Annotated in this window: 20 protein-coding genes; 3 read left to right on the forward strand and 17 right to left on the reverse strand. The window is 72.4% G+C overall.

From position 1 onward, the window contains the following. The first annotated feature begins 74 nt into the window (after positions 1-74). A complete protein-coding gene (locus tag HEQ75_RS06045; RefSeq protein WP_168028181.1) occupies positions 75-4,160 on the forward strand; it encodes a beta strand repeat-containing protein in 4,086 nt (1,361 codons plus the stop codon). A gap of 59 nt (positions 4,161-4,219) precedes the next feature. Here the strand turns inward: HEQ75_RS06045 and HEQ75_RS29015 are convergent, their stop codons facing one another. The 17 genes from HEQ75_RS29015 to rpsB form a co-directional block, all read right to left on the reverse strand. After that, positions 4,220-5,095, reverse strand: coding sequence for a DUF697 domain-containing protein (locus HEQ75_RS29015; protein ID WP_168028183.1), 876 nt, complete (start codon positions 5,093-5,095; stop codon positions 4,220-4,222). After that, entirely contained in the window at positions 5,092-6,489 is a 1,398-nt protein-coding gene (locus HEQ75_RS06055; RefSeq protein ID WP_168028185.1) for a YcjX family protein, read from the reverse strand. Before HEQ75_RS06055 ends, HEQ75_RS29015 begins: the two co-directional genes overlap by 4 nt. Before the next feature lie 9 nt (positions 6,490-6,498). After that, on the reverse strand, positions 6,499-6,894 hold the full coding sequence (gloA, locus tag HEQ75_RS06060) for a lactoylglutathione lyase (protein WP_168028187.1): 396 nt from the start codon (positions 6,892-6,894) through the stop codon (positions 6,499-6,501). Next, positions 6,891-7,757, reverse strand: coding sequence for an LpxI family protein (locus tag HEQ75_RS06065; protein ID WP_268887718.1), 867 nt, complete (start codon positions 7,755-7,757; stop codon positions 6,891-6,893). Before HEQ75_RS06065 ends, gloA begins: the two co-directional genes overlap by 4 nt. After that, positions 7,754-8,611: an acyl-ACP--UDP-N-acetylglucosamine O-acyltransferase gene (lpxA, locus tag HEQ75_RS06070; RefSeq protein ID WP_328733452.1), complete on the reverse strand. Its 858-nt coding sequence runs from the start codon at positions 8,609-8,611 to the stop codon at positions 7,754-7,756. Before lpxA ends, HEQ75_RS06065 begins: the two co-directional genes overlap by 4 nt. Further along, positions 8,608-9,081: a 3-hydroxyacyl-ACP dehydratase FabZ gene (gene fabZ / locus HEQ75_RS06075; RefSeq protein ID WP_168028189.1), complete on the reverse strand. Its 474-nt coding sequence runs from the start codon at positions 9,079-9,081 to the stop codon at positions 8,608-8,610. The genes lpxA and fabZ overlap by 4 nt, the downstream gene beginning before the upstream one ends. A gap of 77 nt (positions 9,082-9,158) precedes the next feature. Further along, positions 9,159-10,193: a UDP-3-O-(3-hydroxymyristoyl)glucosamine N-acyltransferase gene (gene lpxD, locus HEQ75_RS06080; RefSeq protein ID WP_328733454.1), complete on the reverse strand. Its 1,035-nt coding sequence runs from the start codon at positions 10,191-10,193 to the stop codon at positions 9,159-9,161. 4 nt (positions 10,194-10,197) lie between these two features. Beyond that, positions 10,198-10,959 (reverse strand): OmpH family outer membrane protein, encoded by a 762-nt coding sequence (locus HEQ75_RS06085; protein WP_168028193.1) that lies wholly within the window; start codon positions 10,957-10,959, stop codon positions 10,198-10,200. Positions 10,960-10,982: 23 nt separating this feature from the next. Then, positions 10,983-13,322 (reverse strand): outer membrane protein assembly factor BamA, encoded by a 2,340-nt coding sequence (gene bamA, locus HEQ75_RS06090; RefSeq protein WP_168028195.1) that lies wholly within the window; start codon positions 13,320-13,322, stop codon positions 10,983-10,985. Positions 13,323-13,517: 195 nt separating this feature from the next. Then, positions 13,518-14,618 (reverse strand): RIP metalloprotease RseP, encoded by a 1,101-nt coding sequence (rseP, locus tag HEQ75_RS06095; RefSeq protein WP_168028252.1) that lies wholly within the window; start codon positions 14,616-14,618, stop codon positions 13,518-13,520. An 82-nt stretch (positions 14,619-14,700) separates the two neighbouring features. After that, complete coding sequence (gene dxr / locus HEQ75_RS27800; protein ID WP_328733457.1) at positions 14,701-15,870, reverse strand: 1-deoxy-D-xylulose-5-phosphate reductoisomerase; 1,170 nt, start codon at positions 15,868-15,870, stop codon at positions 14,701-14,703. Next, entirely contained in the window at positions 15,867-16,730 is an 864-nt protein-coding gene (locus tag HEQ75_RS27805) for a phosphatidate cytidylyltransferase (protein WP_209318369.1), read from the reverse strand. Before HEQ75_RS27805 ends, dxr begins: the two co-directional genes overlap by 4 nt. Before the next feature lie 16 nt (positions 16,731-16,746). Beyond that, a complete protein-coding gene (uppS, locus tag HEQ75_RS06105; RefSeq protein ID WP_168028197.1) occupies positions 16,747-17,544 on the reverse strand; it encodes a polyprenyl diphosphate synthase in 798 nt (265 codons plus the stop codon). Positions 17,545-17,575: 31 nt separating this feature from the next. Then, complete coding sequence (gene frr / locus HEQ75_RS06110) at positions 17,576-18,148, reverse strand: ribosome recycling factor (RefSeq protein WP_168028199.1); 573 nt, start codon at positions 18,146-18,148, stop codon at positions 17,576-17,578. Between the two features lie 75 nt (positions 18,149-18,223). Further along, positions 18,224-18,946 (reverse strand): UMP kinase, encoded by a 723-nt coding sequence (gene pyrH, locus HEQ75_RS06115; RefSeq protein ID WP_168028201.1) that lies wholly within the window; start codon positions 18,944-18,946, stop codon positions 18,224-18,226. A gap of 143 nt (positions 18,947-19,089) precedes the next feature. Then, a complete protein-coding gene (gene tsf / locus HEQ75_RS06120; protein ID WP_168028256.1) occupies positions 19,090-19,998 on the reverse strand; it encodes a translation elongation factor Ts in 909 nt (302 codons plus the stop codon). Positions 19,999-20,123: 125 nt separating this feature from the next. Next, entirely contained in the window at positions 20,124-20,933 is an 810-nt protein-coding gene (gene rpsB, locus HEQ75_RS06125; RefSeq protein WP_168028203.1) for a 30S ribosomal protein S2, read from the reverse strand. Positions 20,934-21,233: 300 nt separating this feature from the next. On the opposite strand from rpsB, the gene HEQ75_RS06130 reads away from it, so the two are divergent. Then, positions 21,234-23,552 carry a glycosyltransferase gene (locus tag HEQ75_RS06130; protein ID WP_168028205.1) on the forward strand — a complete coding sequence of 773 codons (2,319 nt, stop codon included), beginning with the start codon at positions 21,234-21,236 and terminating at the stop codon, positions 23,550-23,552. Between the two features lie 102 nt (positions 23,553-23,654). Further along, positions 23,655-24,290, forward strand: a 636-nt coding sequence (locus HEQ75_RS06135; protein WP_209318370.1) for a hypothetical protein, incomplete at its 3' end; no start/stop codon positions are given.

The following is a 24,290-nucleotide window of genomic DNA, read 5'->3' on the forward strand; positions in this document are numbered from 1 at the left end:
TCCCGCGTTGTGTCGGGGAACGGCACAGGGGATAGTCGGCGTCTGCAATTGTCGTAGCGGGATCAGGAATCGTCATGGCGACCATCGTCGGCACCGACAACGACGACGTGATCGTTCCGGGCTTCCAATCCACCGGCGTCAGCGGCCCGCCCACCTCGGACGCCGACACCATCTACGGCCAGCTCGGCAACGACACCATCGATGGCTCCTCCGGCAATGATCAGCTCAACGGCGATGCCGGGGCGGACCTGCTGGTGGGCGGCGAAGGCGCCGACACCCTCTACGGGCTGGATGACGGCGATACGCTGTTCGGCGGCAATGGCGATGACAGCCTGTTCGGCATGGGCGGCGCCGATGTCATCAGCGCCGGCGCCGGCGCCGACACCGCCTTCGGCGGCCTGGAAAGCGACAGCATCGCCGGCGAGGAGGGCAATGACCGGCTGGATGGCGACGAGGGCGCGGACACGCTGGATGGCGGCGCGGGCGCCGACACGCTGGTGGGCGGCGACCAGGCGGACCTCCTGCGCGGCGGCGACGGCATCGACCTGCTGCTGGGCGGCGAGGGTGCCGATGCGCTGGATGGCGGCGAGGACGACGACACCCTGAATGGCGGCACCGACGCCGACACCCTCTCGGGCGGCGGCGGGGCCGACCAGCTGAACGGCGAGACCGGGGTGGACTGGCTGATCGGTGGCGCCGGTGCGGATACGCTGAATGGCGGAGATGACGCGGACAGCCTGGCCGGCGGCGACGATGCCGACTGGATCTTCGGCGGCACCGGCCAGGACAGCATCGCCGGCGAGGCCGGGGCCGATACGCTGTTCGGCGGCGAGGCTGGCGACAACATCGATGGCGGCCAGGGGGATGACTACGTCTCGGGCGACGAAAGCGCCGATTTCCTGCGCGGCGGCGATGGCCGCGACACCCTGCGCGGCGGCGCGGATGTGGACACGCTGGAGGGTGGCGAGGGCGACGACAACCTGGATGGCGGCGCCAGCGCCGACATCCTGGGCGGCGGCGGCGGCAACGACACGCTGATCGGCGGCATCGATGCCGACACCCTGCTTGGCCAGGAGGGCAACGACACCATCCTCGGCGGCGCCGGCTATGAGAGCATCGATGGCGGCGCCGGCGACGACTACATCCGCAGCGGCGCGGGGGAGGACACCCTCCTGGGCGGCGAGGGCACCGACCGCGTCGATTTCGACGGGGTGGAAGGCGGCACCGACGCCTCCGTCTTCGTGGTCGACCTGCAGTCCGGCCGCTTCGGCACCGGCGACTTCGCCACCGGCACCATCGGCGGCGTGGAGAATGTCGGCGGCACCACCTATGCCGACAGCATGCTGGGCAATGAGGCGGCGAACCAGTTCTTCGGGCTGGACGGCTTCGACACGTTGGCGGGCCTCGGCGGCAATGACAGCCTCTATGCCGGGGCGGATGGCGCCAGCATCGCCGGCGGCGACGGCGACGACTATCTGGATGGCGGCACCGGCACCGCCACCCTGCTGGGCGGCGCGGGCAATGACCGGCTGGTGGGCGGCACCGGCGACGATGTGCTGGATGGCGGCGAGGGCCGCGACCTGTTGAGCGGCGCCGGCGGCAACGACACCATGGCCGGCGGCGCCGGCATCGACACCATCTCCTACCTCGATGCCAGCGGCGGCGTGGTGGTGGACCTGCTGGCCAGCAGCGCCAGCGGCCCGGACGGCGCCGATTCCATCACCGGCTTCGAAGCCGCCTATGGCAGCAACTTCGCCGATTCGCTGATCGCCGCGGACAGCGCCACGGAACTGCGCGGCTTCGGCGGCGCCGACAGCTTCCGCGGGGGCGCGGAGGCCGACACGATCGACGGCGGCGACGGCGACGATGTGATGACCGGCCTGGCCGGCGACGACCTGCTGGAAGGCGGCGCCGGGGCGGACACGCTGCTGGGCGGCCAGGGCAATGACCGGCTGACCGATTCCAACGGCAACGGCCTGCTGGAAGGCGAGGCCGGCGACGACTTCATCCAGGGCGGCTCCTTCATGCGCGGCGGCGGCGGCGCCGACACGCTGCTGGGCGGGCTGGGCGCGACGCTGGCCGGCGGTTCGGAGAACGACCAGCTGCAGGGCGGCGTCTGGCTCAACGGCGGCACCGGCGATGATTTGCTGCTGGGGGCCGATACCGGTGCCGCCTCGCTCTGGGGCGCGGACGGCAACGACACGCTGCTGGGCGAGACCGGCAACATCCTGCTCGGCGAGGCCGGGGATGACTACCTGGAGGGCGGGCTGGACCTGTCCGGCGGCAATGGCAACGACACGCTGCGCGGCGACCCCGGTGCCATCCTGCGCGGCGAGGCCGGCAATGACGACCTTTCCGGCGGCGCCACGCTGGATGGCGGCGATGGCGAGGACCGGCTTTCCGGCGATGCCGCCGCCATCCTGCTGCAGGGCGGCGCGGGCAACGACACGCTGGACGGCCTGGCCGGGCAGCTGGAGGGCGGGCTCGGCAATGATGTGCTGAGCGGTGGCGCCACCCTGTCGGGCGGCGAGGGCCAGGACACGCTGACCGGCGGCAGCGCGACCACCCGCCTCGATGGCGGCGCCGGGGCGGACGTGATCACCGGCGGCACCGGCTTCGCCACGCTGCTGGGCGGCCTTGGCGACGACACGCTGAGCGCCGGCGGCGCCCAGGCGCTGTATGGCGAGGACGGCAACGACTACCTGCGCAATACCGGCGGCCAGCCCAGCCTGCTCTCCGGCGGCGATGGCGACGACCGGCTGGAGGCCGGCACCGCCGGCGACCTGCTGCAGGGCGGCGCCGGCAATGACACCGTCATCGCGGTCGGCGGCACCGGCGTGCTGGATGGCGGCACCGGCGACGACAGCATCTCCGCCCTCGGCCATGCCGGCACGCTTTCGGGCGCGGAGGGCAATGACTGGATCGAGGCCAATGGCGCCGCGCTGATCGATGGCGGCGCGGGCGCCGACACGCTGCTGGGCTCGGCCAGCCTGATCCTGGGCGGCGATGGCGACGACGTGGTCCAGTCCGGCGGCGGCAACGACCTGCTGTCCGGCGGCGCCGGCCGCGATTCGCTGGATGGCGCGGCGGGCGACGACACGCTGGTGGGCGGCTTCGGCGCGGACACCATGGTGGGCGGCACCGGCAACGACCTCTACTACGTCGAGGACACCTCCGACGTGGTGGTGGAACAGCCGGGCGGCGGCACGGCAGACTACGTCAACAGCAGCGCCAGCTACACGCTGTTCGAGCAGCTCGAGATCCTGATGCTGCGCGGCAGCGCGGAAGGCGGCACCGGCATCCATGGCTATGGCAACGGCTCGGCCAACGCCATCGTCGGCAATGATCTGGGCAACCTGCTGGGCGGGCTGGCCGGCGATGACAGCCTGGCGGGCGGCGCCGGCGCCGACACGCTGCTGGGGGGCGAGGGCCAGGACCTGCTGCACGGCCAGGATGGCGACGACTTCATCCTGGGCGAGGATGGCAACGACACGGTCGATGCCGGCTTCGGCGCCGACAGCGTGTTCGGCATGGCCGGCGACGACAGCCTGTTCGGCGGCTTCGACGACGGCGAGGACATGCTGGTGGGCGGCGAGGGCAATGACAGCCTGGACGGCCACCAGGGCTTCGACCGGATGTATGGCGGCAATGGCGATGACCTGTTCCTCGCCAGCCAGCGCATGGACTGGGTGTTCGAACAGGCCGGCGAGGGCAATGATACGGTCTTCGCCGACAGCGCCGATGGCTACTACCTGTACGAGAACATCGAGAATCTGGTGCTGGTGGGCGGCACGCCCTTCGGCGTCGGCAATGCGCTGGCCAACCGGATCACCGGCGATGGCGGCGGCAACTGGCTGCTGGGCGGCGCCGGCGACGACACCCTGCTGGGCGCGGGCGGCACGGACGTGCTGTTCGGCGAGGCCGGGCGCGACACCTTCGTGGTCAATCGTGGCGATGGCTTCGAGACGATCGGCGACTTCAACCCGAACGAGGACCTGCTGGTGCTGAACGGCTTCGGGTTCGGCTCGGTGAGCGAGGTGGTGGACCGGATGTACCAGTACGACACCGATATCGGCCTCGACCTGGGCAATGGCGACGTGCTGCACCTCCGCGGCGTGGATTATGAGCAGTTCAACGGGGGCAATCTCAGCCTGGGGTGAGTGCTCCGGCCCTTGCGCCGGGCGCCGGCTTCACGGCCGCGGCCGGGGGCTGATGCGCCTCAGCGCGGCTCCACGATGCGGCAGGCGCGGGCCGTGGCGCGGGCCAGCAGCAGCATCCGCCGCGCCGCCACCGCGCCCGAGGCAGCATCGCCAACCACGGAGGCGACCAGCGGGTTGGTGGTCACCGCCGTGACCGCCGCGTTGATCGCCACATCGGCGGCGGCCACCGCCCCGGCCTCGAACAAGGTCCGGCGCAGCAGCTTCAGCGTGCCGAGCAGCCCCGGGCGAAGCCCGTGGATCACCGCCACCTCCCGCACCAGGCGGAGGCCGCGCCAGGCGATGAACAGCCCGTCCAGCGCCGGGGAGGGCACGATGGCCGTCGCCGCCAGGGATTGCAGCGCCGCGGCGCGGCCGGCGGCCACCGCCTGGCGGTCCAACGCCGCCAGGGGGCCGGCTTCCAGCAGCGCGAGCAGCGTCGGCAGATCCGGCGCCTTGCGCAGCGCCGGCAGCATGGGCTGAGCCGCCGGCAGCCGCCCCGCCCAGTCCAGCAGCGCCGCGCGGGCGGCCGCGAAATCGCCGCGCGCCACCGCGGCCCGCCCGCGCTCCACCGTGCCGAGGCCGGCCAGTCCGCGCAATTCCCGCAGCATGGCCGCCAGGATCAGCCCGTAGCCGGCCACCGCCACGCCCAGCGTCAGCCAGCCGAGCCAGGGGGCGCGGGTGAACTGGTCCGCCACATAGCCGCCGACATCGATCGCCGAGAGCCCCAGCAGCAGCACGGCGACGCCAGCCGCCGCCAGCGCCGGGGCGGACCAGCCGCGGCGGCCGGCCGGCGGCGTCACGGCCACCGGGGCCACGGTGACATCCCAGCCGAAATCCAGCCGCGGCGCCGGGGCGTCGTCCGTCAGGATCCGCGGGCCGCGGGGGGTTTCGCTCACAACAGGTCTCCGATCACCGCGGCCAGCATCCGGTCCAGGCCCAGATGGGGCATCCCGGCCATGCCGTCACCCTTCAGCCGGGGGGGTCGGAACACCGGCATGCGGAATTCGCCATGCTGCCAGAAATCACGGCCGGGGCGGCGGATCGGCACCTCCCCGGGGTAGATGCGGGCGCTGCGGCCGCCCTCCAGCAGCACGCCGCGCACCGCGGCCACGTCCCGCCCCTCCACCCGCGCCACATCGTCCTGCGTGCAGCGCAGCGCGGCGATGGCATGGACCGAGGTGGTGGCGCCCCCCGCCGCCGCCGTGTCCCGCCCCACCAGATCCCGCAGCAGCCCGACCAGCGAATCGCGCGACGGCTCCGGCACATGGTCCGCCTTGGTGGCGGCGAAGCCCACATGCTGCACGCCCTGCCCGGTCAGCAGGTTCAGCCAGCCGCCGCCGCGCCGCAGCGACGCGGCGATGGCGGCCAGCGCCGCCGCGGTGTCGTCGAAGGCTTCCTCCCCGGCATGCAGCGCGCCGAGGGCATCCACCAGCACCGCCTGCCGGCGGAAGCGGCGGAAGAAGGGCTCGAAGAAGGCGCTGCGCTGGTCGGCCAAATAGGCGGCATGGCGCCGCGCCAGCAGCCGGCCGAGATCGCCGCCCGCCCCGCCGGGCAGCGGGAAGAACCACAGCAGCGGCGCCTCCCCCCGTGGCCCGGGGTTCAGCGCCCGGCCGGGTTGCAGGAAGCGGAAGCCGAGGTCGTCCCGGCAGCGCAGCAACGCCGCGCGGTACAGCCGAAACCCCTGCCGCGCCAACGCCTCGTCGTCCCGCGCCGCGGCGGGCAGGGCATCGACGAAGTCGAGGAAATCGGCCGCCGCCGCGGCCCGCCTGCCCTGGCGCAGCCGCGCCAGCGTCTCCCGCGACCAATCGGCATAGGATTGGTCCAGCATCGGCAGATCCAGCAGCCACTCGCCGGGATAATCCAGCAATTCCAGCGTGACCCGCCTTTCCCCCGCCACCCAGCCCCGCGCCTGGCCGAGCAGGGAGGCCGGGGCGAGATCCAGCGCGATCTCCAGCGTGGAGAGGTCCTCGGTACGCGCCGGCCAGCGCGGCGGGTCGGCGGCAAGCGCCTCCAGATGCGCGGCCGCGTCGAAGCGCGGTGTTGATTCCACGCCCGGCGGCACCAGCCGGGCGCCGCGCAGCCGGTGGCCGGAAGCGGCTGCCAGCGCCGGCAGGGTGTTCACCCCCGCCCCCGCCGCCAGCAGGTTCGCCACCAGGGAGGTGAGGAACACCGTCTTGCCAGCCCGGGAAAGGCCGGTGACGGCCAGCCGCACCCGCTCCCGCCCCGCCAGCGCCCGCGCCGCATCGGCCACGCCGGCCAGCGCGTCCTCCAGCGGCGTCAGGATCGCCATGCGGCGAGGCTACTTCCGCTCGATCAGCTCGATCTTGTAGCCGTCCGGATCCTCGACGAAGGCGATGACCGTGGTGCCGAACTTCACCGGCCCGGGCTCGCGCGTGATCTTCGCCCCGCCGGCACGCAGCTTGTCGCAGGTGGCGTAGATGTCCGGCACGCCGACCGCCAGATGGCCGAAGGCGGTGCCCATCTCATACTGCTCGGTGCCGTAGTTGTAGGTGAGCTCGACCGCCGCGGCACCGGTCGATTCCTCGGCATAGCCGACGAAGACCAGCGTGTACTTGCCGTCCGGCACGTCGCGCCGGCGCAGCTCCTTCATGCCCAGCAGCTTCGTGTAGAATTCCACGCTGCGTTCGAGATTGCCCACCCGGATCATGGTGTGGAGCAGCGAGCCCTGGCTCATGGCGTTGTCCCTTCATCCTGCAGGATTCGGCTGGGATCGAGCGCCAGCAGGAACAGCCCCGCGGCGTCGGCATCCGATATGGTGCTTTCGCGGTCGAGAACGATGGTCCCCACATGGTTGTTCCATCGCGCCTCGATCGCCACGCCGCGCAGCCCTGCGGCGGCGGCGGCGCGGATGGTGTCCGGCCCGATCACCGGCAGGTCCACCAGGCGGCTCTGCGCCGGCTTCACCAGCTTCACCAGCACCCCGCCCGGCCCTTCGCGCGCCAGCGCCGCGCAGCGCGCGATCATGGCATCCGTGCCCTCGATCGCCTCCAGCGCCAGCACCAGCCCCTGCTGCACGACGCAGCCCTGGCCGGCATCGGCCAGGCCGAGCTGCCGGGCCACCGCGATGCCGCGGCGGATATCCTCCATCGCCTCGGCATCGGGCTGCGCGCGGGTCGGGCAGCCGGCTTCCATCAGCAGCGCGGCGAAAATCTGCTGCGCGCCCAGGGGTTCGAATCCCTCCTCCCGCAGCACGGCGACGATGGCGGTCAGCAGCGCGTCGTCGCCGCCGAACATCGCCTTGCGGCCGACGCGCGCCAGCAGGCGAACGCCTTCCCCATCCAGGCGCAGCGAGAGGAAGGAGGGGCGGGCGACGCGGCCGGCCAGCACCACCTGGCGGGCGCCGGCGTGGCGCAGCGCGCCCAGGATCCGGCCGACGGCGCCGATCCGCACCACCTCATGCGGCCATTCCCGCCAGTTTCGCGGGTCGGCGAAGCCTTCGATCAGCACGGCGAAGACGGGGCGCCCGGAACGGCGGGCAGCATCGGCGACCCGCAGCGGCATGATGCCGCCGCCGGCGATGAGGCCGAGCGTGTTCAAGACCCCTCCCCGCCATCCTCCTCGTCCGACCAGCGGCCGAAGGGCACCAGCCCGTGCCGCCCGCGGTTGCGCGCGAAGCCCAGGATTTCCTCCACCAGTTCATTGCCGGCATAGGCGGGGAGGAGCGCCACGGCGGTCTCCTCCGGCCGGCCCTGGCGATAGAGGTCGTGCACCGCGCGGGCCACCACCACCACCTGCTCCTTGGTCAGGCCCAGGCGGCGGCGCATGCCGATGGCGTTCAACCCGGCATGCTTGGCGCGGAAGCCCTTCACGCGGGAATAGGGCAGCACGTTGCGCTCCACCCCCGACATGCCGGCCACCATGGCCATGCGGCCGATGCGGACGAATTGCTGCACGGCGGCGCCGCCCTGGATCAGCGCGAAGTCGCCGATCTCCACATGCCCGGCCAGCATCACCTTGTTGACGATGATGACGCCGTCGCCGATGCGGCAGTCATGCCCCACATGCGCGACGCACATCAGCAGGCAGTCGGCGCCGATGCGCGTCATGCCCTCGCCGCCGGTGCTGCCGCGGTGGATGGTGACATGCTCGCGGATCTGCGTGCGCGGGCCGATGACGACGCCGGTGGGCTCGCCCTTGTATTTCAGGTCCTGCGGCGGCAGGCCGATGGTGGCGAAGGGGAACACCTTCGCCCCGGCGCCGATCCGCACCCGGCCATCCACCACGACATGGGCCATGAGTTCCACGCCCGGCTCCAGCACCGCCTCGGCGCTGACGATGCAGCCGGGGCCGATGTGGCAGCCGGCGCCGATCTGGGCGCCCGGTGCCACATGGGCGGCGGGATGGATGAAGGCGGGCTGGCTGGCGGCGTCCACGCGGGCAGGTTCGCTCACTTGTCGAGGATCATGGCGGCGTAGCTCGCTTCCGCCACCACCTTGCCATCCACCTTGGCTTCGGCGGTGAACTTCCAGATGTTGCCGCGCTGGCGTTCCTTGGTGACATGCACCCGCATCTGGTCGCCGGGGACCACCGGCTTGCGGAACTTCGCGTTGTCCACCGTCATGAAATAGACCAGCTTGCCCTGGGCCGTGGGGCCAAGCGTCTCCACCACCAGCACGGCGGCGGTCTGCGCCATGCTCTCGATGATCAGCACGCCGGGGAAGACCGGGTGCTGCGGGAAATGGCCCTGGAAGAAATTCTCGTTGATCGAGACGTTCTTGATGCCGATGGCCGAGACGTTGGGGATGATGTCGACCACCCGGTCCACCAGCAGGAAGGGGAAGCGATGGGGGATCGCCTGCATGATGCGGGCGATGTCGTAGGCTTCCGCCGTGGCCGGCGTGTTCTCTGCAGTCGCGTCCATCGTCCTGTCTTCCGCTTCCCCCGAACCGGGTGATGATGCCCAAAGGCAGCCGCCGATGCGCCTGCCATCCTGCCCCGTCAGCCCGCCTTTGCGGGCGGTTTCGCAGCCAGGCGGCGCAGTGCCGCGAAGGCGCGCAGCGTCTCGCGCATCGGCCAGGCCGGGGAACCGCCGACGATCTCGCCCGGCCCGACATCCGCCATGACACCGGACTGGGCCGCGATCTGGGCCCGGTCGCCGATCTCGACATGGCCGGAAATCCCCGACTGGCCGCCCATCTGCACCCCGTTGCCGATCCGCGTGGAGCCCGCGATGCCAACCTGCGCCACGAAGACGCAGGCCTGTCCAGCGGTCACGTTGTGGCCGATCTGCACCAGGTTGTCGAGGCGCGTGCCGGCGCCCAGCACCGTGTCGGTCTGGCTGCCGCGGTCGACGCAGGCATTAGCGCCGATCTCCACCGCATCCTCCAGCAGCACGCGGCCAAGCTGCGGCATGGTCTCGAACCGGCCTTCCGGCGTGACGGCGAAGCCGAAGCCTTCCTGGCCCACCCGCGCGCCCGGGTGCAGCACCACGAAGCGGCCGGCGATGCAGTGCGAGAGGCTGGCATGGGCGCCGATGCGGCAGCCCTCGCCCAGCACCACGCCGGCGCCGATGACGGCATGCGGGCCGATCAGGCAGCCCGCGCCGATCTCCGCCCCCGCCGCCACCACCGCATAGGGGCCGATCTCCACCCCCTCCGCCACCCGCGCGGCCGGATCGATGACCGCGGTCGGGTGGATGCCGGGGCGCGGCGCCGGCACCGGGTGCAGGGCACGGGCGATGCGGCCGAAGCCGAGATAGGGCTGCGCGGTGACGATGGCGGGCAGACCCTCGGGCATCCGCGCCGCAAGCTCCGGCGCGATCACCACCGCCGCGGCGCGCGTCTCCGCCAGCAGCCGCAGGTAGCGCCGATTCTCCAGGAAACTCACCTCGCCCGGGCCGGCCGCCTGCAGCGGGCCGACGCCGGTGACGGGCAGCGCCGGGTCGCCGCCCTGCAGCGTGCCACCGGCCAGGGTCGCGGCCTGCCCCAGCGTCAGCGCGGACCCCGCCGGGTGGAAGCGGGGATCCGCTGCCACCCGATCAGTTCCGGCGCGCGGGCGCGGCCGGCGCCGGCGGCGGCGGCGGCGGCGGCGCGCCATTGGCGGCAGCGGCCGGCGCCTCGACCGGCGCGGCGCCCTCGGGCGGGATGGTCACGCTGCGCAGCACGCGGTTCATCTGCGCGGATATCTCGTCCGTCAGGTCGAACGCACTGTCGTTGAAGATCACCAGCGGCCGCGGCAGCACGAGGTTGACCCCGCGGGAGGCGGCGACCTGGCGGATGACGGCGCCCAGCGCCTGCTCGATCTGCTGCAGACCGGCCTGTGCCGCCTGGTCGATGGCGCGCGACCGGTCGCGGAAGATGCGCTGCGCATCGGTGATGCGTTCCTGCAGGTCACGCTCCCGCGCCCGCAGCTGCTCGGCCGGCAGGCTGGCCCGGGCGGCGGCCAGCGCCTGCTGCTCCTCCCGCCAGCGGGCCTGTTCGCGCTGCAGATCCTCGTTCAGCTTGGCGCGGCGCCGCTCGATCTCCTCCCGCACCTGGTTGAAGGCGGCGGAAAGGCGCTGCACCTCGGGGATATCGACGATCGCGACCACGGCGGCGGGCGGGCGCTGGCCGGCGGCGGGTGCCGCCGGGCGCTGCGCCGGCCGCTGCTGGGCCTGGGCGGGGCGCTGCTGCTGCTGCTGGCCCTGGGCGGGCGGCACGAACCATTGCTGGCCCTGTTGCTGCTGGGCGAAAGCCGGGACGGCCGGCAGCAGCGGCGCGGAAAACAGGATGGAGGCCGCGAAAAGGGTGCGCAGGCGCATGGAACGATGATCCCGGATGTGGCTCAGAAGCGGGTGCCGAAGCCGAAGCGGACGAGCTGCGTCTCGTCGTAGGACTCCTTCACCACCGCCTGGGCGATGTCGATGTTGATCAGGCCGACCGGCGTGCGCCAGGAGATGCCGACGCCGGCACCGACGCGCGGCGCCGCGTCGTCCTGCACGCCGACGCCGGTGACCGGCGTGCGGGACAGGGAGCCGACATCGACGAAGGCGCGGCCGAGCAGGCCGATCTCGGCCGGCAGCGGCAGCGGGAAGCGCAGTTCCGTGGTCTGCGTCCAGATCAGTCGGCCACCCAGCGGGTCGTCATTGCCATTCGCCGTGTCGCGCGGGCCGGCGCCGGCCAGGGCGAAGCCGCGCAGATTGTCGCCGCCCAGGAAGAAGCGGTCGATGATGCGTTCCGGGCGGTCGCCCCAGGGGGTCAGGTAGCCGACGCCGGCCTGCAGCGCGAGCACATAGGCGTTGTCGCCCAGCAGGCGTTCCAGCGGCACGTAGCCCGCCACGTCGCCGCGCCAGCGGATATAGGCCACGTCACCGCCGAGGCCGGCGACATCCGTGCCGACGCGCACGATGTAGCCGCTGCGCGGCTCGATCCGGCTGTCGCGAATGTCGTAGGACAGGGTGGTGCCGATCTGCGACAGCAGGGTGACGCCTTCCTGCTCCTGGATGAAGCGGCTGGCATCGCTGTCGATGTCATAGACATCGCGCTGGACGAGGCTGTAGGCCCAGCTCTGCCGCACCCGCTCGTTGAACTCATAGCCCGCCCGCAGCACCACGCCGGCGCGGCGTTCCGAATAGGACGCGCTGTCCTGCAGGTTGCGGGTGATGTAGAAGACGTCGACGCCGGCCGAGAGGTTGCGGTCCAGGAAGGACGGGTCGGTGATCGAGAGGTCAACCTGCGACCGGCGCTGCGCCAGCATCGCCTGCAGCCGGGCATCGAGGCCGGTGCCCAGCAGGTTGCGCTCCCGGATGCCGAAATCCGTCAGCAGGCCGGCATCGGTGGAGAAGCCGCCGCCGAGCGAGATTTCACCGGTCGGGCGTTCCTGCACCGTCGTCTGCAGCACCGTGCGGTCCGGCGTGGAGCCGGGCTGCGCGGTGATCTCGGCACTGGCGAAATAGCCCAGGTCGCGGATGCGCTGGCGCGAACGGCGCACCTGCGCGGCGTTGAAGGCATCGCCCTCCGCGATGCGGAATTCGCGGCGGATGACGCGGTCGGCGGTGCGGCTGTTGCCGGTGATGTCGATGCGCTCGACATAGGCGCGGGTGCCTTCGGCGACCTCGAAGGTCACGTCGACGCGGCGGTTCTCCCGGTCCCGCACCACGCGCGGGCGGACCTCCACGAAGGGCACGCCGCGCAGGCCGACGGCGTCGGACAGCGCCTCCACCGAGCGTTCCACGGCGTCGCCATCGTACCAGTCGCCCTGGCTGATCTCGAGGTCGCCACGCAGCGAATCAGGCTCCACGCCGCGCAGGCTGCTGGTGATGTCCACCGTGCCGACGCGATAGCGCGGGCCCTCGTCGATCGTGTAGGTCACGAAGAAGCCGCTGCGGTCCGGCGCCAGCTCCGCCGTCGCCGCCGTCACCTGCACATCGGCATAGCCCTGGCGCAGGTAGTAGCGGCGCAGCAGCTCGCGGTCGAAGTTCAGGCGCTCCGGGTCGTAGATGTCGGAGGTGGACAGGATCCGATACCAGGCCTGCTCCCGGGTCGCGACCACGTCGCGCAGCCTGCCGTCGGAAAAGGCGGTGTTGCCGACGAAGTTCACGCGGCTGACCAGCGCGGCCTCGCCTTCCATGATCTCGAAGACCACGTCGACGCGGTTCTGGTCGAGCTGGATGACCTTGGGCTCCACCCGCGCGGCGAAGCGGCCGCGGCGCGCATAGAGGTCCAGGATGCGCTGCCGGTCCGCCTGCGCCGCCTGCGGGGTGAACACGGCGCGGGCGCGCAGCGTCACTTCCGGGGTCAGCACGTCGTCGGAGACCTTGCTGTTCCCCTCGAAGGCCACGCGGTTGACGATGGGGTTCTCCTGCACCGCCACGCGGATGCGGTCCCCGTCGCGCGCCACCGTCACGTCCTGGAACAGGCCGGTGGCGAACAGCGTGCGCAGGCTTCGGTCCAGCCGGTCCGCATCGAAGGGGTCACCCGGCTGCAGCAGCATGTAGGACCGGATGGTATCCGCCTCGATGCGCTGGTTGCCGGTGACATCGATGGCCCGGACGATGCCCGCGGCGGCCGGGGCCGCCACCGGGGCCGGCGTGCGCGGCCGGCGCGTCTGCGCCTCGGCGGTCAGCGCAAGGCCGACCGGGACGAGGCAGGTGGCGGCGAGCAGGAGAAGCCGATTGGCGACCAAGAGGAAATTCCCCGGGGGGGTGAGTTACGGCCGCGGACACTAGCGGAGCGGCAAGGGTGAAGCCACCCCCGCCGCCGGGCGCCCCGCCCCGGCGGTTCACGGCCCGCGCCGGCCCTGCGCCCGGACCGCCGCCGGCGCCGGGCGCCGCACGGCAAAGCCCAGCATTGCCCGGGGCTTAGCGCGCGGGGGCGCGGTTCACCCGAACAGTCCCGTGGCCCAGCGCACCACGCCCAGCTGGGAGAGGTCGTTCCAGGTGGCGAAGACGAACAGGGTGATCAGCAGCGCGAATCCGGCGCGGAAGCCGTATTCCTGCGCCTTCGGCGGCAGCGGCCGGCCGCGGATCGCCTCCGCCGCGTAGAACATCAGGTGGCCGCCATCCAGCACCGGGATGGGGAACAGGTTGATCAGCGCCAGGTTCACCGACAGCACCGCCATGAAGGAAATCAGGCTGGCGATGCCGAGCTCCGCCACCTGGCCGGACATCTGCGCGATGCGCAGCGGCCCGCCCAGCTCCTCCGCCCCGCGGCCGCCGGCGATCATCTGCCACAGCGCCCCCAGCGTCTGCACGGTGATGTCCCCGGTCTGCACCACGCCGGCCCAGAGCGCCGTGGCCGGGTTCAGCCGCTCGAACTGCGTCGCGGCGGCGCCGACGCCCAGCACGCCCACCGTCGTCTCGCCCGTGCTGCGCGGTGCCGGGGTGGCGGTCAGCGTCCGCTCCGCGCCGTCGCGCTCCACCGTCACCGCCACGGGGGTGTTGGCACGCGGCTGGATGTGCCGCTGCACCTCCTCGAAGCGCAGCACCGGCTGGCCATCCAGGGCGACGATGCGATCGCCCGGCAGCAGCCCGGCGGCGGCCGCCGCGGAGCCTTCCTGGACCGAGCCGATGGCCGTGGTGGCGGCCGGCCGGCCCACCGTGGCGAACAGCGCGCCGAACATCAGCGCCGCCAGCAGGAAATTGGCCAGCGGCCCGGCGGCGACGACGATGGCGCGGTCGCGCACCGGCTTTTCATGGAAGGTCTGGCCGGGGCGCCAGGTGGCGCGCACCGCCTCCGGCACGTCCTCCGGCTGTTCCTGGCCGTGCAGCTTCACATAGCCGCCCAGCGGCAGCCAGCCAATGCGCCATTCCGTGCCCTGCCGGTCGGTCCAGTTGGCGATGGCGCGGCCGAAGCCGACCGAGAAGCGTTCCACATGCACGCCGCGCCAGCGGGCGGCCAGGTAGTGGCCAAGCTCGTGGAAGAACACCAGCACGCCGAGCACGACGACGAAGGCGAGGATGGTGCGGATCGGTTCGGGCAGGATGTCCAAGGTGGTCTCCAGCGGCGCAACGGCGCCCAATTCTAGCTGCGTCGCCTCTCGCCCCGGCCGGCCGGGCGCCGCCTCAGCACGCCGGGGCGCGGCCGGCGGCGAAACCCGTGGCGGCGCGGCGTGCCTCGGCGTCGAGCGCCAGGATCGCCTCCAGCCCATCGGCCAGCGGTGCCGTCAGGCTCTCCAGCGTCTGTTCGACGACCGCCGCGATGCCGAGGAAGCCGAGCCGCCCTTCAAGGAACAGCGCCACCGCGACCTCGTTCGCCGCGTTCAATATAGTCGGGGCGCCCCCGCCGGCCTGCAAGGCCTCCCGCGCCAGGCGCAGCGCGGGGAAGCGCACCGGGTCGGGGGCCTGGAACTCCAGCCGGCCCAGCGCGGCGAGATCCAGCCGCGGCGCGTCCACATGCAGGCGCTCGGGAAAGGCCAGGGCATAGGCGATCGGGGTGCGCATGTCGGGCGTGCCGAGTTGCGCCAGCAGCGAGCCGTCGGCGAACTGAACCAGGCCATGAACCGCGGATTGCGGGTGCACCAGCACGTCGATCCGCGGCTCCGGCACCGGGAACAGGCGCGCGGCCTCGATCAGCTCCAGCCCCTTATTCATCATGGTGGCGGAATCGACGCTGATCTTGGCGCCCATGGACCAGACCGGATGGCGCACCGCCTGGGCCGGGGTGGCCGTGGCCATGCGCGCCAGGTCCCAGTCGCGGAATGGACCGCCGGAGGCGGTCAGGATGATGCGCTCCACCCCCGCCGGGTCCTGCCCGTGCAGCGCCTGGAAGATGGCATTGTGCTCGGAATCCACCGGCAGCAGCGTGGCGCCGCCGCGCCGCGCCGTGGCCAGCACCAGCTCCGCCGCGCAGACCAGGCTTTCCTTGTTGGCCAGGGCCAGCGTGCCGCCGCGCCCCAGCGCCACCAGGGTGGAGCGCAGGCCAGCGGCGCCGACGATTGCCGCCATGGTCCAGTCGGCCGGGCGCGAAGCGGCTTCCTCCACCGCCGCCAGGCCGGCCGCGGCTTCCACGCCGGTGCCGGCCAGCGCCGCCTGCAGGGCAGCGTGGCAGGCCGGATCCGCCACCACGGCGCAGCGGGCGCGGTGGCGGATGGCCTGTTCCGCCAGCCGCGCCACGTCGCGGTTGGCGACCAGCGCCTCCACCCGGAACCGGCCTTCCGGCGCCGCGTCCAGCAGCGCCACGGTGGACCGCCCGACGGAGCCGGTGGAGCCGAGGATGGTGACGGACCGCGTCACAGCCCCCACCCCCAGAGCGGCCGACCCTGGCCCAGCAGGTAGGACAGCAGCGCCGCCACCGGGGCCGCCGCCAGCACCCCGTCCAGCCGGTCCAGCAGCCCGCCATGGCCGGGAATGAGGGAGGAGGTGTCCTTCACCTTGAAATGCCGCTTGATGGCGCTTTCCAACAGATCCCCCGCCTGCGAGGCGATGCTGACCACCAGCGTGACCAGCGCGATGGCGACCGGCGAGGCGCCGGGCGTGAAGGCCAGCGCCGTGCCACCGCCGACCACCAGCGCCGAGGCGAGGCCGCCCAGCGCCCCCGACCAGGTCTTGTTGGGGGAGATGGCGGGCGCCAGCTTCGGCCCTCCGAAGGCCCGACCGGCCAGGTAGGCGCCGATGTCGGAGGCCCAGACCACGACGAACAGGAACAGGACATTGCCGCGCCCGGCCTCGTTGTCGTGGCGCAATTCGATCAGCGCCAGGCCGGCCAGACCGATATACAGCACACCGGCCGCCAGCCGCCGGGCGGGCTGCACGATGCCGGACCGCCGGCCGCGCGCGGCCACGCCGGCCCAGGTGGCGGCGAAGCCCGCCAGCAGCACCCCGAGGCCCAGCAGCGCGCGTTCGGCCACCGCCAGCGCGCCGGCGGCGAAGACCACCAGCGGCACCGCCATCCCCGGGAAGACCCGGGTGCGCCGGCCGCACAAATGCACCCATTCCCAGGTCAGCACCGCGACGGCCAGCGCCACCATGGCGGTGAAGCTCTCCGCGCCGAACCAGATGCAGGCCAGCGCCGCCGGCAGCAGCACGGCCGCGGAAAGCGCGCGCTTGCGCAGGTCGGTCCAGCGCTTCGCCTCCGCGCGTGGCGCCACGGTCATGCTGCCGGCCACGCCGTCACGCGACCCTGAGGCCGTAGCGTCGTTCGCGGCGGGCGAATTCGCCCAAGGCCGCCGCCAGGTGCTCCGCCGCATAATCCGGCCACAGCACGTCCTGGAAGACGAATTCCGCGTAGGCCGACTGCCACAGCAGGAAGTTGGAGATCCGCTGCTCGCCGCTGGTGCGGATGATCAGGTCGGGGTCCGGCATGCCGGCGGTGGCCAGGGCGCGGCCGAACATCGCCTCGTCCAGCGCCTCCGGGTCCAGGGTCCCGGCGGCGGCGCGGCGCGCCATGTCCCGTGCCGCGGCCACGATCTCCGCCCGCCCGCCATAGGAGACGGCGACGTTCAGGTTCAGCCTGGTGCCGCCGGCGGTGGCTTCCTCGGCCGCGCCGATCGCCCGCACCGTATCCGGGCCGAAGCGCTCGCGCTCCCCGATCACGCGCAGGCGGATGCCCTCCCGGGCCAGTGTCCCGACCTCGGAGCGCAGATACATGCGCATCAGGCTGGTCAGGTCGCGCACCTCGTCGGCCGGGCGCTGCCAGTTCTCGGAGGAAAAGGCGAAGAGGGTCAGCCAGCCGATGTCGCACTGCACCGCCGCCTCGATGGTGCGGCGCACCGCCTCCGCCCCCGCCTTGTGGCCCAGCGCCCGCGGCAGGCTGCGCGCCGTGGCCCAGCGGCCATTGCCGTCCATGATGATGCCAACATGCCGCGGCAGGCCGGCGCCGCGACCGGGGCGGGAAGCGGCGGGCTCGCCAGGGGCTTCGCCCCCGGATGCCGCCAAGCCGCCTTCCAGCGGCTTCGCCGCCGCGCTCATCACCCGACCGCCCAAGCCGACCCGCGTGCCATCAGCTCGTCCGGATGTCCTTTTCCTTCTCCGCCAGGGTGGCGTCGACGGTCTTGATGCTCTGGTCGGTCATCTTCTGGATCTCGTCCGTCCAGCGCTTGGCGTCATCCTGGCTGACTTCGGACTTCTTGTCCTTCTCCCAGCCCTTGACGGTCTCCATCGCATCGCGCCGGACGCCGCGCATGGCAACCCGCGTGGCCTCGGCATATTTGGCCGCGGTCTTCACAAGGTCGTTGCGCCGCTCGGTGGTCAGTGGCGGCAGCGGCACGCGGATCACCTGGCCCTCGGTCTGCGGGTTGAGCCCCAGGCCGGAATCGCGGATCGCGATCTCCACCGCCTTCACCACCGACTTGTCCCAGACCTGCACCGACAGCAGGCCCGGCCCGGCGACCGAGATGTTGGACACCTGGACCAGCGGCTGCACATTGCCATAGGCCTCGACACGGATGGGCTCGAGCAGCGCGGGGCTGGCGCGGCCGGTGCGCAGGCCGGCGAATTCCTTCTTCAGCGTCTCCAGCGCGCCATCCATGCGGCGCTGCAGGTCGCGCTTGTATTCGGCAAAGTCGGCGGCCATGCCCGGATCCCCTCTCTGGCATTCTCACGGCGGGCGAACCCGCCTGACGACTAGGAAAATGCGGCCAACACTGGATTACGGATCGACCACGGTGGTGAACTTCCCCTCGCCCTGCATGACGGCGGTGAAGGCACCCGGCTCGTGGATGTTGAACACGACGATCGGCAGCTTGTTCTCCCGCGCCAGGCTGATCGCGGCCGCATCCATCACCGCCAGGTCGCGCGAGAGCACGTCGAGGTAGGTGATGGTGGTGTAACGCTCGGCCAGCGGGTTCTTGCGCGGGTCGGCCGAATAGACGCCGTCCACCTGCGTGCCCTTCAACAGCGCGTCGCAGCCCATCTCGGCCGCGCGCAGCGCGGCGGCGGTGTCCGTGGTGAAGAAGGGGTTGCCCGTGCCGGCGGCGAAGATCACCACCCGCCCCTTCTCCATGTGCCGCATGGCGCGGCGGCGGATGAAGGGCTCGGCCAGGCTGGCCATCGGGATCGCCGACTGCACCCGGGTGGTGACGCCGAGCTTTTCCAGCCAGTTCTGCATGGCCAGGGCGTTCATCACCGTGGCCAGCATGCCCATGCCGTCGGCCTGGGTGCGGTCCATGCCGGCGGAGGCGCCGGCGACGCCGCGGAAGATGTTGCCGCCGCCGATCACCATGCAGATCTCGACACCCAGCGCGGCGACGTCGCGGATATCCTCCGCGATGCCCTTCAGCACGGCGATGTCGAGGCCGTAGTCGCGATCGCCCATCAGCGCCTCGCCGGAGACCTTGAGCAGGACGCGCTTGTAGATCGGGGGTCTGCTCATCTTCTGTCGGGAATCCGGTGTCTTGGCGCGGTGGAACATAGGCGGCGCATGATGGCGCCGGCAAGGCGCGGGCGAGGCGGGCCGCCCCGCCGGGGCAGGCACCGTGCGGCGGGCAATCCCGCCGCACCGGCACCGGCCGGGCTTCAGCCCTTGGCGGCGGCAGCCACTTCGGCGGCGAAGTCGGACGACGCCTTCTCGATGCCCTCGCCCAGGTGGAAGCGGGCGAAGCCGGTCAGCTGGCCGCCGGCCTTCTTGACCACTTCCTTCACCCGGCTCTCGCCATCATGCACCCAGACCTGCTCCAGCAGCACCACTTCCTCGTAGTACTTGCGGATGCGGCCCTCGATCATCTTCTCGATGATGGCGGCCGGCTTGCCGGAGGTCGCGGCCTGCTCGCGCAGCACCGCCTTCTCCCGCTCCAGGGCGGAGGGGTCGACGGCGGAGACGTCCAGCGCATCCGGGCGGGTGGCGGCGACATGCATGCCGATCTGCCGGCCCAGCGCCTCCAGCGCCTCGATCTCGCTCGCCGCTTCCAGCGCCACCAGCACGCCGATCTTGCCGAGGCCCGGCTTCACCGCATTGTGCATGTAGGTGGCGACGGTGCCGCTGTTCACCCGCAGCACCTTGACGCGGCGGATCGACATGTTCTCGCCGATCGTGGCGATCATCCGGGTCAGCTCCTCCTGCGTGGAGTGCATGGTGCCGGGGTAGGTCGCGGCCTTCAGCGCCTCCACGTCATCGCCCACCGACAGCGCCAGGGAGGCGACCTCGGAGACGAAATTCTGGAAGGTCTCGTTGCGCGCCACGAAGTCGGTCTCGGCATTCACCTCGACCATGGCGGCCACGGTGGGGCCGGAGGCGACGCCCACCAGGCCCTCGGCCGCGACGCGGCCGGACTTCTTGGCGGCGGCGGAGAGGCCCTTCTTGCGCAGCCAGTCGATGGCCGCTTCCATGTCGCCGCCGGCCTCCACCAGCGCCTTCTTGCAGTCCATCATGCCGGCGCCGGTCTTCTCGCGCAGGTCGCGCACCATCGCCGCGGTGATCTCGGCCATTTCGATCGTCCCCGTCCATCGCATCATGGCCGCGCCGGGCAGACCCGGGCGGCCTCCACATCCAGCAGGCCGGGCGCGAGCCGCCCGGCCTCCAAGCCACCCGGCCGCAGCCGGCCGGGCGGCATTCAGGCGGCCGGGGCTTCCGGCATGTCGGGCGCCGCCTCGGGCAGCACCTCGGCCGCCAGGTCCGGCAGCACTTCCTCCGGCAGGTCCTCGGCCGCGCCGATATCGGCGCCGGAGGAGCCGAGCTCGGCCGAGATGCCGTCCAGCACCGCACCGGCGACCATGTCGCAATACAGGTGGATGGCGCGGATCGCATCGTCATTGCCCGGGATCGGGTAGGCGATGCCGATCGGGTCGGCGTTGCTGTCCACCACGGCGACCACCGGGATGCCGAGCTTGTTGGCCTCCTCGATCGCCAGCTTCTCCTTCACCGTGTCGATGACGAAGATGATGTCCGGCAGGCCGCCCATGTCCTTGATGCCGCCGAGCGCGCGGTCGAGCTTCTCGCGCTCCCGCGTCAGCATCAGGACTTCCTTCTTGGTCAGGCCCTGGATGTTGCCGCCGAGCTGCTCTTCCATCTGCTTCAGGCGCTTGATGCTGCCCTGGATGGTCTTCCAGTTGGTCAGCATGCCGCCGAGCCAGCGATGGTTCACATAATATTGCCCGCAGCGCGCGGCGCTCTCGGCGACGTATTCGGCCGCGGCCTTCTTGGTGCCGACCAGCAGCACGCGGCCGCCGGCGGCGACCACGTCGCGGATCGCACGCAGCGCGCGGTCCATCATCGGCACGGTCTGCTGCAGGTCCAGGATATGGACCTGGTTGCGCACGCCGAAGATGTAGGGCGCCATCCGGGGGTTCCAGCGGCGGGTATGGTGGCCGAAATGCACGCCGGCCTCGAGCAGGCCGCGCAGGGTGACGTCGGGCATCGCCATGGGCGAAATCCTTTCTACTTCCAGTGGTCCGGTTGTGCCTCCGCGCTGCCGCCCCCGCCCCTGAACCCTGGGGAGGGGACCGGACCCTCGGGATGTCCCGGAAGGTGCAACGCGTGCGAATTTGCCGCCCCGGGGCATGCACCCCGGGCCGGCCGGCGGGATATGCCCGAGGCGCCGCGCCGCCGCAACCCTTGGTGCCGGGGCCCGAAGCCGCAAGGGGCGCCGGGTCCGGCCCCCGGCTTGCCCCTTCCGGCCCCGCCCCTATCCTGGCCGCCCTGCCTCCGGACCCCCTGCCCCGCCATGCGCATCCTGGTCGTCTCCCCCACGCCCACCCATCCGCAGGATGCCGGCAACCGTGCCCGCATCCATGCCGTGCTCACCGGCCTGAAGCGGGCCGGCCATGCGGTGACGCTCTGCCTGCTGGATCGTGAGAAGGTCGCTCCACACCACCTTGAATCGATGCGATCCTCCTGGGATGAGCTGATCCTGGTGCCGCATGACCGGACGCGCGAGAAGCCGAGCCTCGGCACGGTGTTCGGGCTGGACGACTGGGTGCAGCCGGCGCTGGAGGATGTGCTGCTGGGCCTGGCGGCGCGGCGGCCCAGCTTCGACATGGTGCTGGTGGAATACGTGTTCCTCAGCCGTGCCCTGACCTTCTTCCCGCCGCCCAACATGCGCTTCGCCACGCCGGTGCTGAAGGTGCTGGACACGCATGACCAGTTCGGCGGCCGCGACGCCCGCCTGCGGGCGCTGGGCCTGCCGGCCGCCTTCTACTTCACCACCGAGGCGGAGGAAGCCCGCGGCTTCGGCCGCGCCGACTTGGTGCTGGCCATCCAGGCCGAGGAACGCGCGGCCTTCGAGGAGTTCAGCCCGAAGCCGGTGCTGACGCTGGGCCATGTGCCCTCCGATCCGCGCCCGCCCCTGCCGCCGCGCCCCGCCACGGGCGGCCTGCGGGTCGGCTATATCGGCAGCGCCAACCCGATGAATGGGCGCGCGCTGGGCCGCTTCCTGGAGGCGCTGGACCTGCCGGCCTTCGCCGCCGCCGGCGGCACCATGGTGGTGGCCGGCGGCGCCGCGCGAGGGCTGGAGGCCATGGCGGGGCTGGAACTGCTGGGGCCGGTGGAGGATGCGGACACGCTCTATGCCGCGGTCGACCTGGTGGTGAACCCGCATGAGGGCGGCACCGGGCTCAAGATCAAGACGGTGGAGGCGCTGTCGCGTGGCCGGCCGGTGGCGGGCACCGCGGAAGCCTTTGCCGGCCTGGCGCCGGAAGCGCCCTTCCACGCCGCCCCGGATGCCCCGGCGCTGGCGGCCATCGTGCGGCGCGCCGCCGGCGATGCGCTGCTGCGCGCCCGGATCGCCCGCGACTCGGCCGCCCTGTGGCAGCGCTATGCCGCCGAGGTGAAGCGGCAGGAAGCGGTGCTGGCGAGCCCCGCCATGCTGGGCCTGGCCGCCGCCCGGCCGCGGCTGCTGATCGCCACCGACCTCCGCTTCTGGGAGGAAAGGCTGGGCAACCACGCCCGGATCGCGGCGCTGGCCCGCGCCGCGCGCGGCGAGATGGACCTCGACCTGTTCTTCCTGGGCACGATGTCTGAGCCGGAGCAGAAGCGGGCGCGGGCCATCATGGGCGCCCGCGCCCGCTGCTTCCCCACGGGAGCCCTGCCGCCGACGCCGGATGCACGGCTGCCGGCCGGGCTGACGCCCTTCGAGCGGCGTTCCGTCATCGCCTCCGCCCTGCCGGCCTTCGCCAAGCACCTGGCGGCCAACCCGCCGGATGCGGTGATGATCGAATACATCCGCCTGTCCTGGCTGCGCCATGCCATCGAGCGGCCGATGCTGAAGGTGCTGGACACGCACGACATCATGTCGCTGCGCGCGCGCAACTTCGCCCATTTCGGGCACCGCCACTTCATCGAGATCAGCGTGGCGGAGGAGTTGCAGATCCTGTCCGCCTTCGACCATCTGCTGGCGATCCAGCAGGAGGAGTTCCACTGGCTGGAGGCGCTGTTGCCCGGCCGGGTGCTGCTGGCGCCGCATATCGTGCCGCTGGCGCCGCGCGCGCCGGGCAATCCGGAAGGCCCGGTGCGCGTGGGCTTCATCGGCGGTGACAGCCCGATGAACCGCGACGGGCTGCGCTGGCTGCTGGACCAGGTCTGGCCGGCGATCGCGCCGCTGGGGGCGGAGCTGCACGTGGCCGGCATGGTCTGCGCCGCGCTGCCGCCGGGCCGCCCTGGCGTGGTGGCGCATGGCGCGGTGAAGCGGCCGGAGGATTTCCTGGCGACGCTCGATATCGGGGTGAACCCGGTCTTCTACGGCGGCGGGCTCAAGATCAAGACGGTGGAATACCTGTGCCACGGCCTGCCCAGCGTGCTGACGGCGGAGGCGCTGTACGGCATCTCGGGCGGCGCCGGGGTAGCCTATGCCCTGGCCGGGAACCGCGCCGAGTTCGTCGCGGTGCTGGCCGGGCTGGTGCTGGACCCGGCGGCGCGCGCCAGGATGGGCGATGCCGCCTTCGCCTTCGGCCGCCGCCATTTCGGCACCGAGGCGCTGGCGCCCGCCATGCGTGCCCTGGCCGGCCTCGCCCGCGGCATCGCGCCACCCCAGCGCGCCAGCGCGTGACGGCACGCCGCTTGGCGCGGCCGAAGCCGCCCGCTACAGGAACGGCATGAGGGGACGCAGCACCAGATCAGGGCCCAGCAGGCGCCGCTCCGCGCGCGGCGCATGAGCGTCCGGGCGGCCTGTCCCGAAGCCGGTGGCCCCGCTTCCGGCGTCGCGCTCCGTCGCCTGCTGGTCCTGCTGCCCGCCAGCCGCTTCGGCGGGACCGAGCGGCATACCGCGCAGCTTGCCGCGCATCTCGGCAGCTGGCCCGGGCTGGAGGTCAGCCTGGCGGCGGAGCCGGCGCTGCTGCCGGCACTCCGCGCTGCCTGCCCCGCCGGGCTGCCCGTCCCCCGGCTCCTCGCCGCCGCGATCGGCTGGCAGGACGGTGTCGCCCCGGCGGAGAATGCCGCGCGGCAGCAGGAGGCCGCCGAAGCGCTGCTGGCGGCGGCCGCCCCCGACCTCGTCCTGTTGCCGCTGCCCTGGCCGAATGCCGGGCTGGGGCTGATGCCATTGCTGGCGGCGCGGCGCCTGCCCCGGCTGGTTGTGGTGCACCTGGCACCCGATGGCGCCGCCCCGCCCGGCCTGGCGGAAGCCCTGCCCCGCCTGGATGCCGCCGGCGCCGCCTGGGCCGCGGTGGCGCCGCCCGGCGCGCGGCGGGCGGAACGCTTCTTCGGCCTGCCGGCGGGCCGCGTCGCGGTGGTGGACAATCCCGCCCCGCCGCCGCCCGCTGCCGACCGGGCATTGTTGCGGCACGGGCTG

The organism is Falsiroseomonas selenitidurans, from assembly GCF_012103215.1.
Classification (GTDB): Bacteria; Pseudomonadota; Alphaproteobacteria; order Acetobacterales; family Acetobacteraceae; genus Falsiroseomonas; species Falsiroseomonas selenitidurans.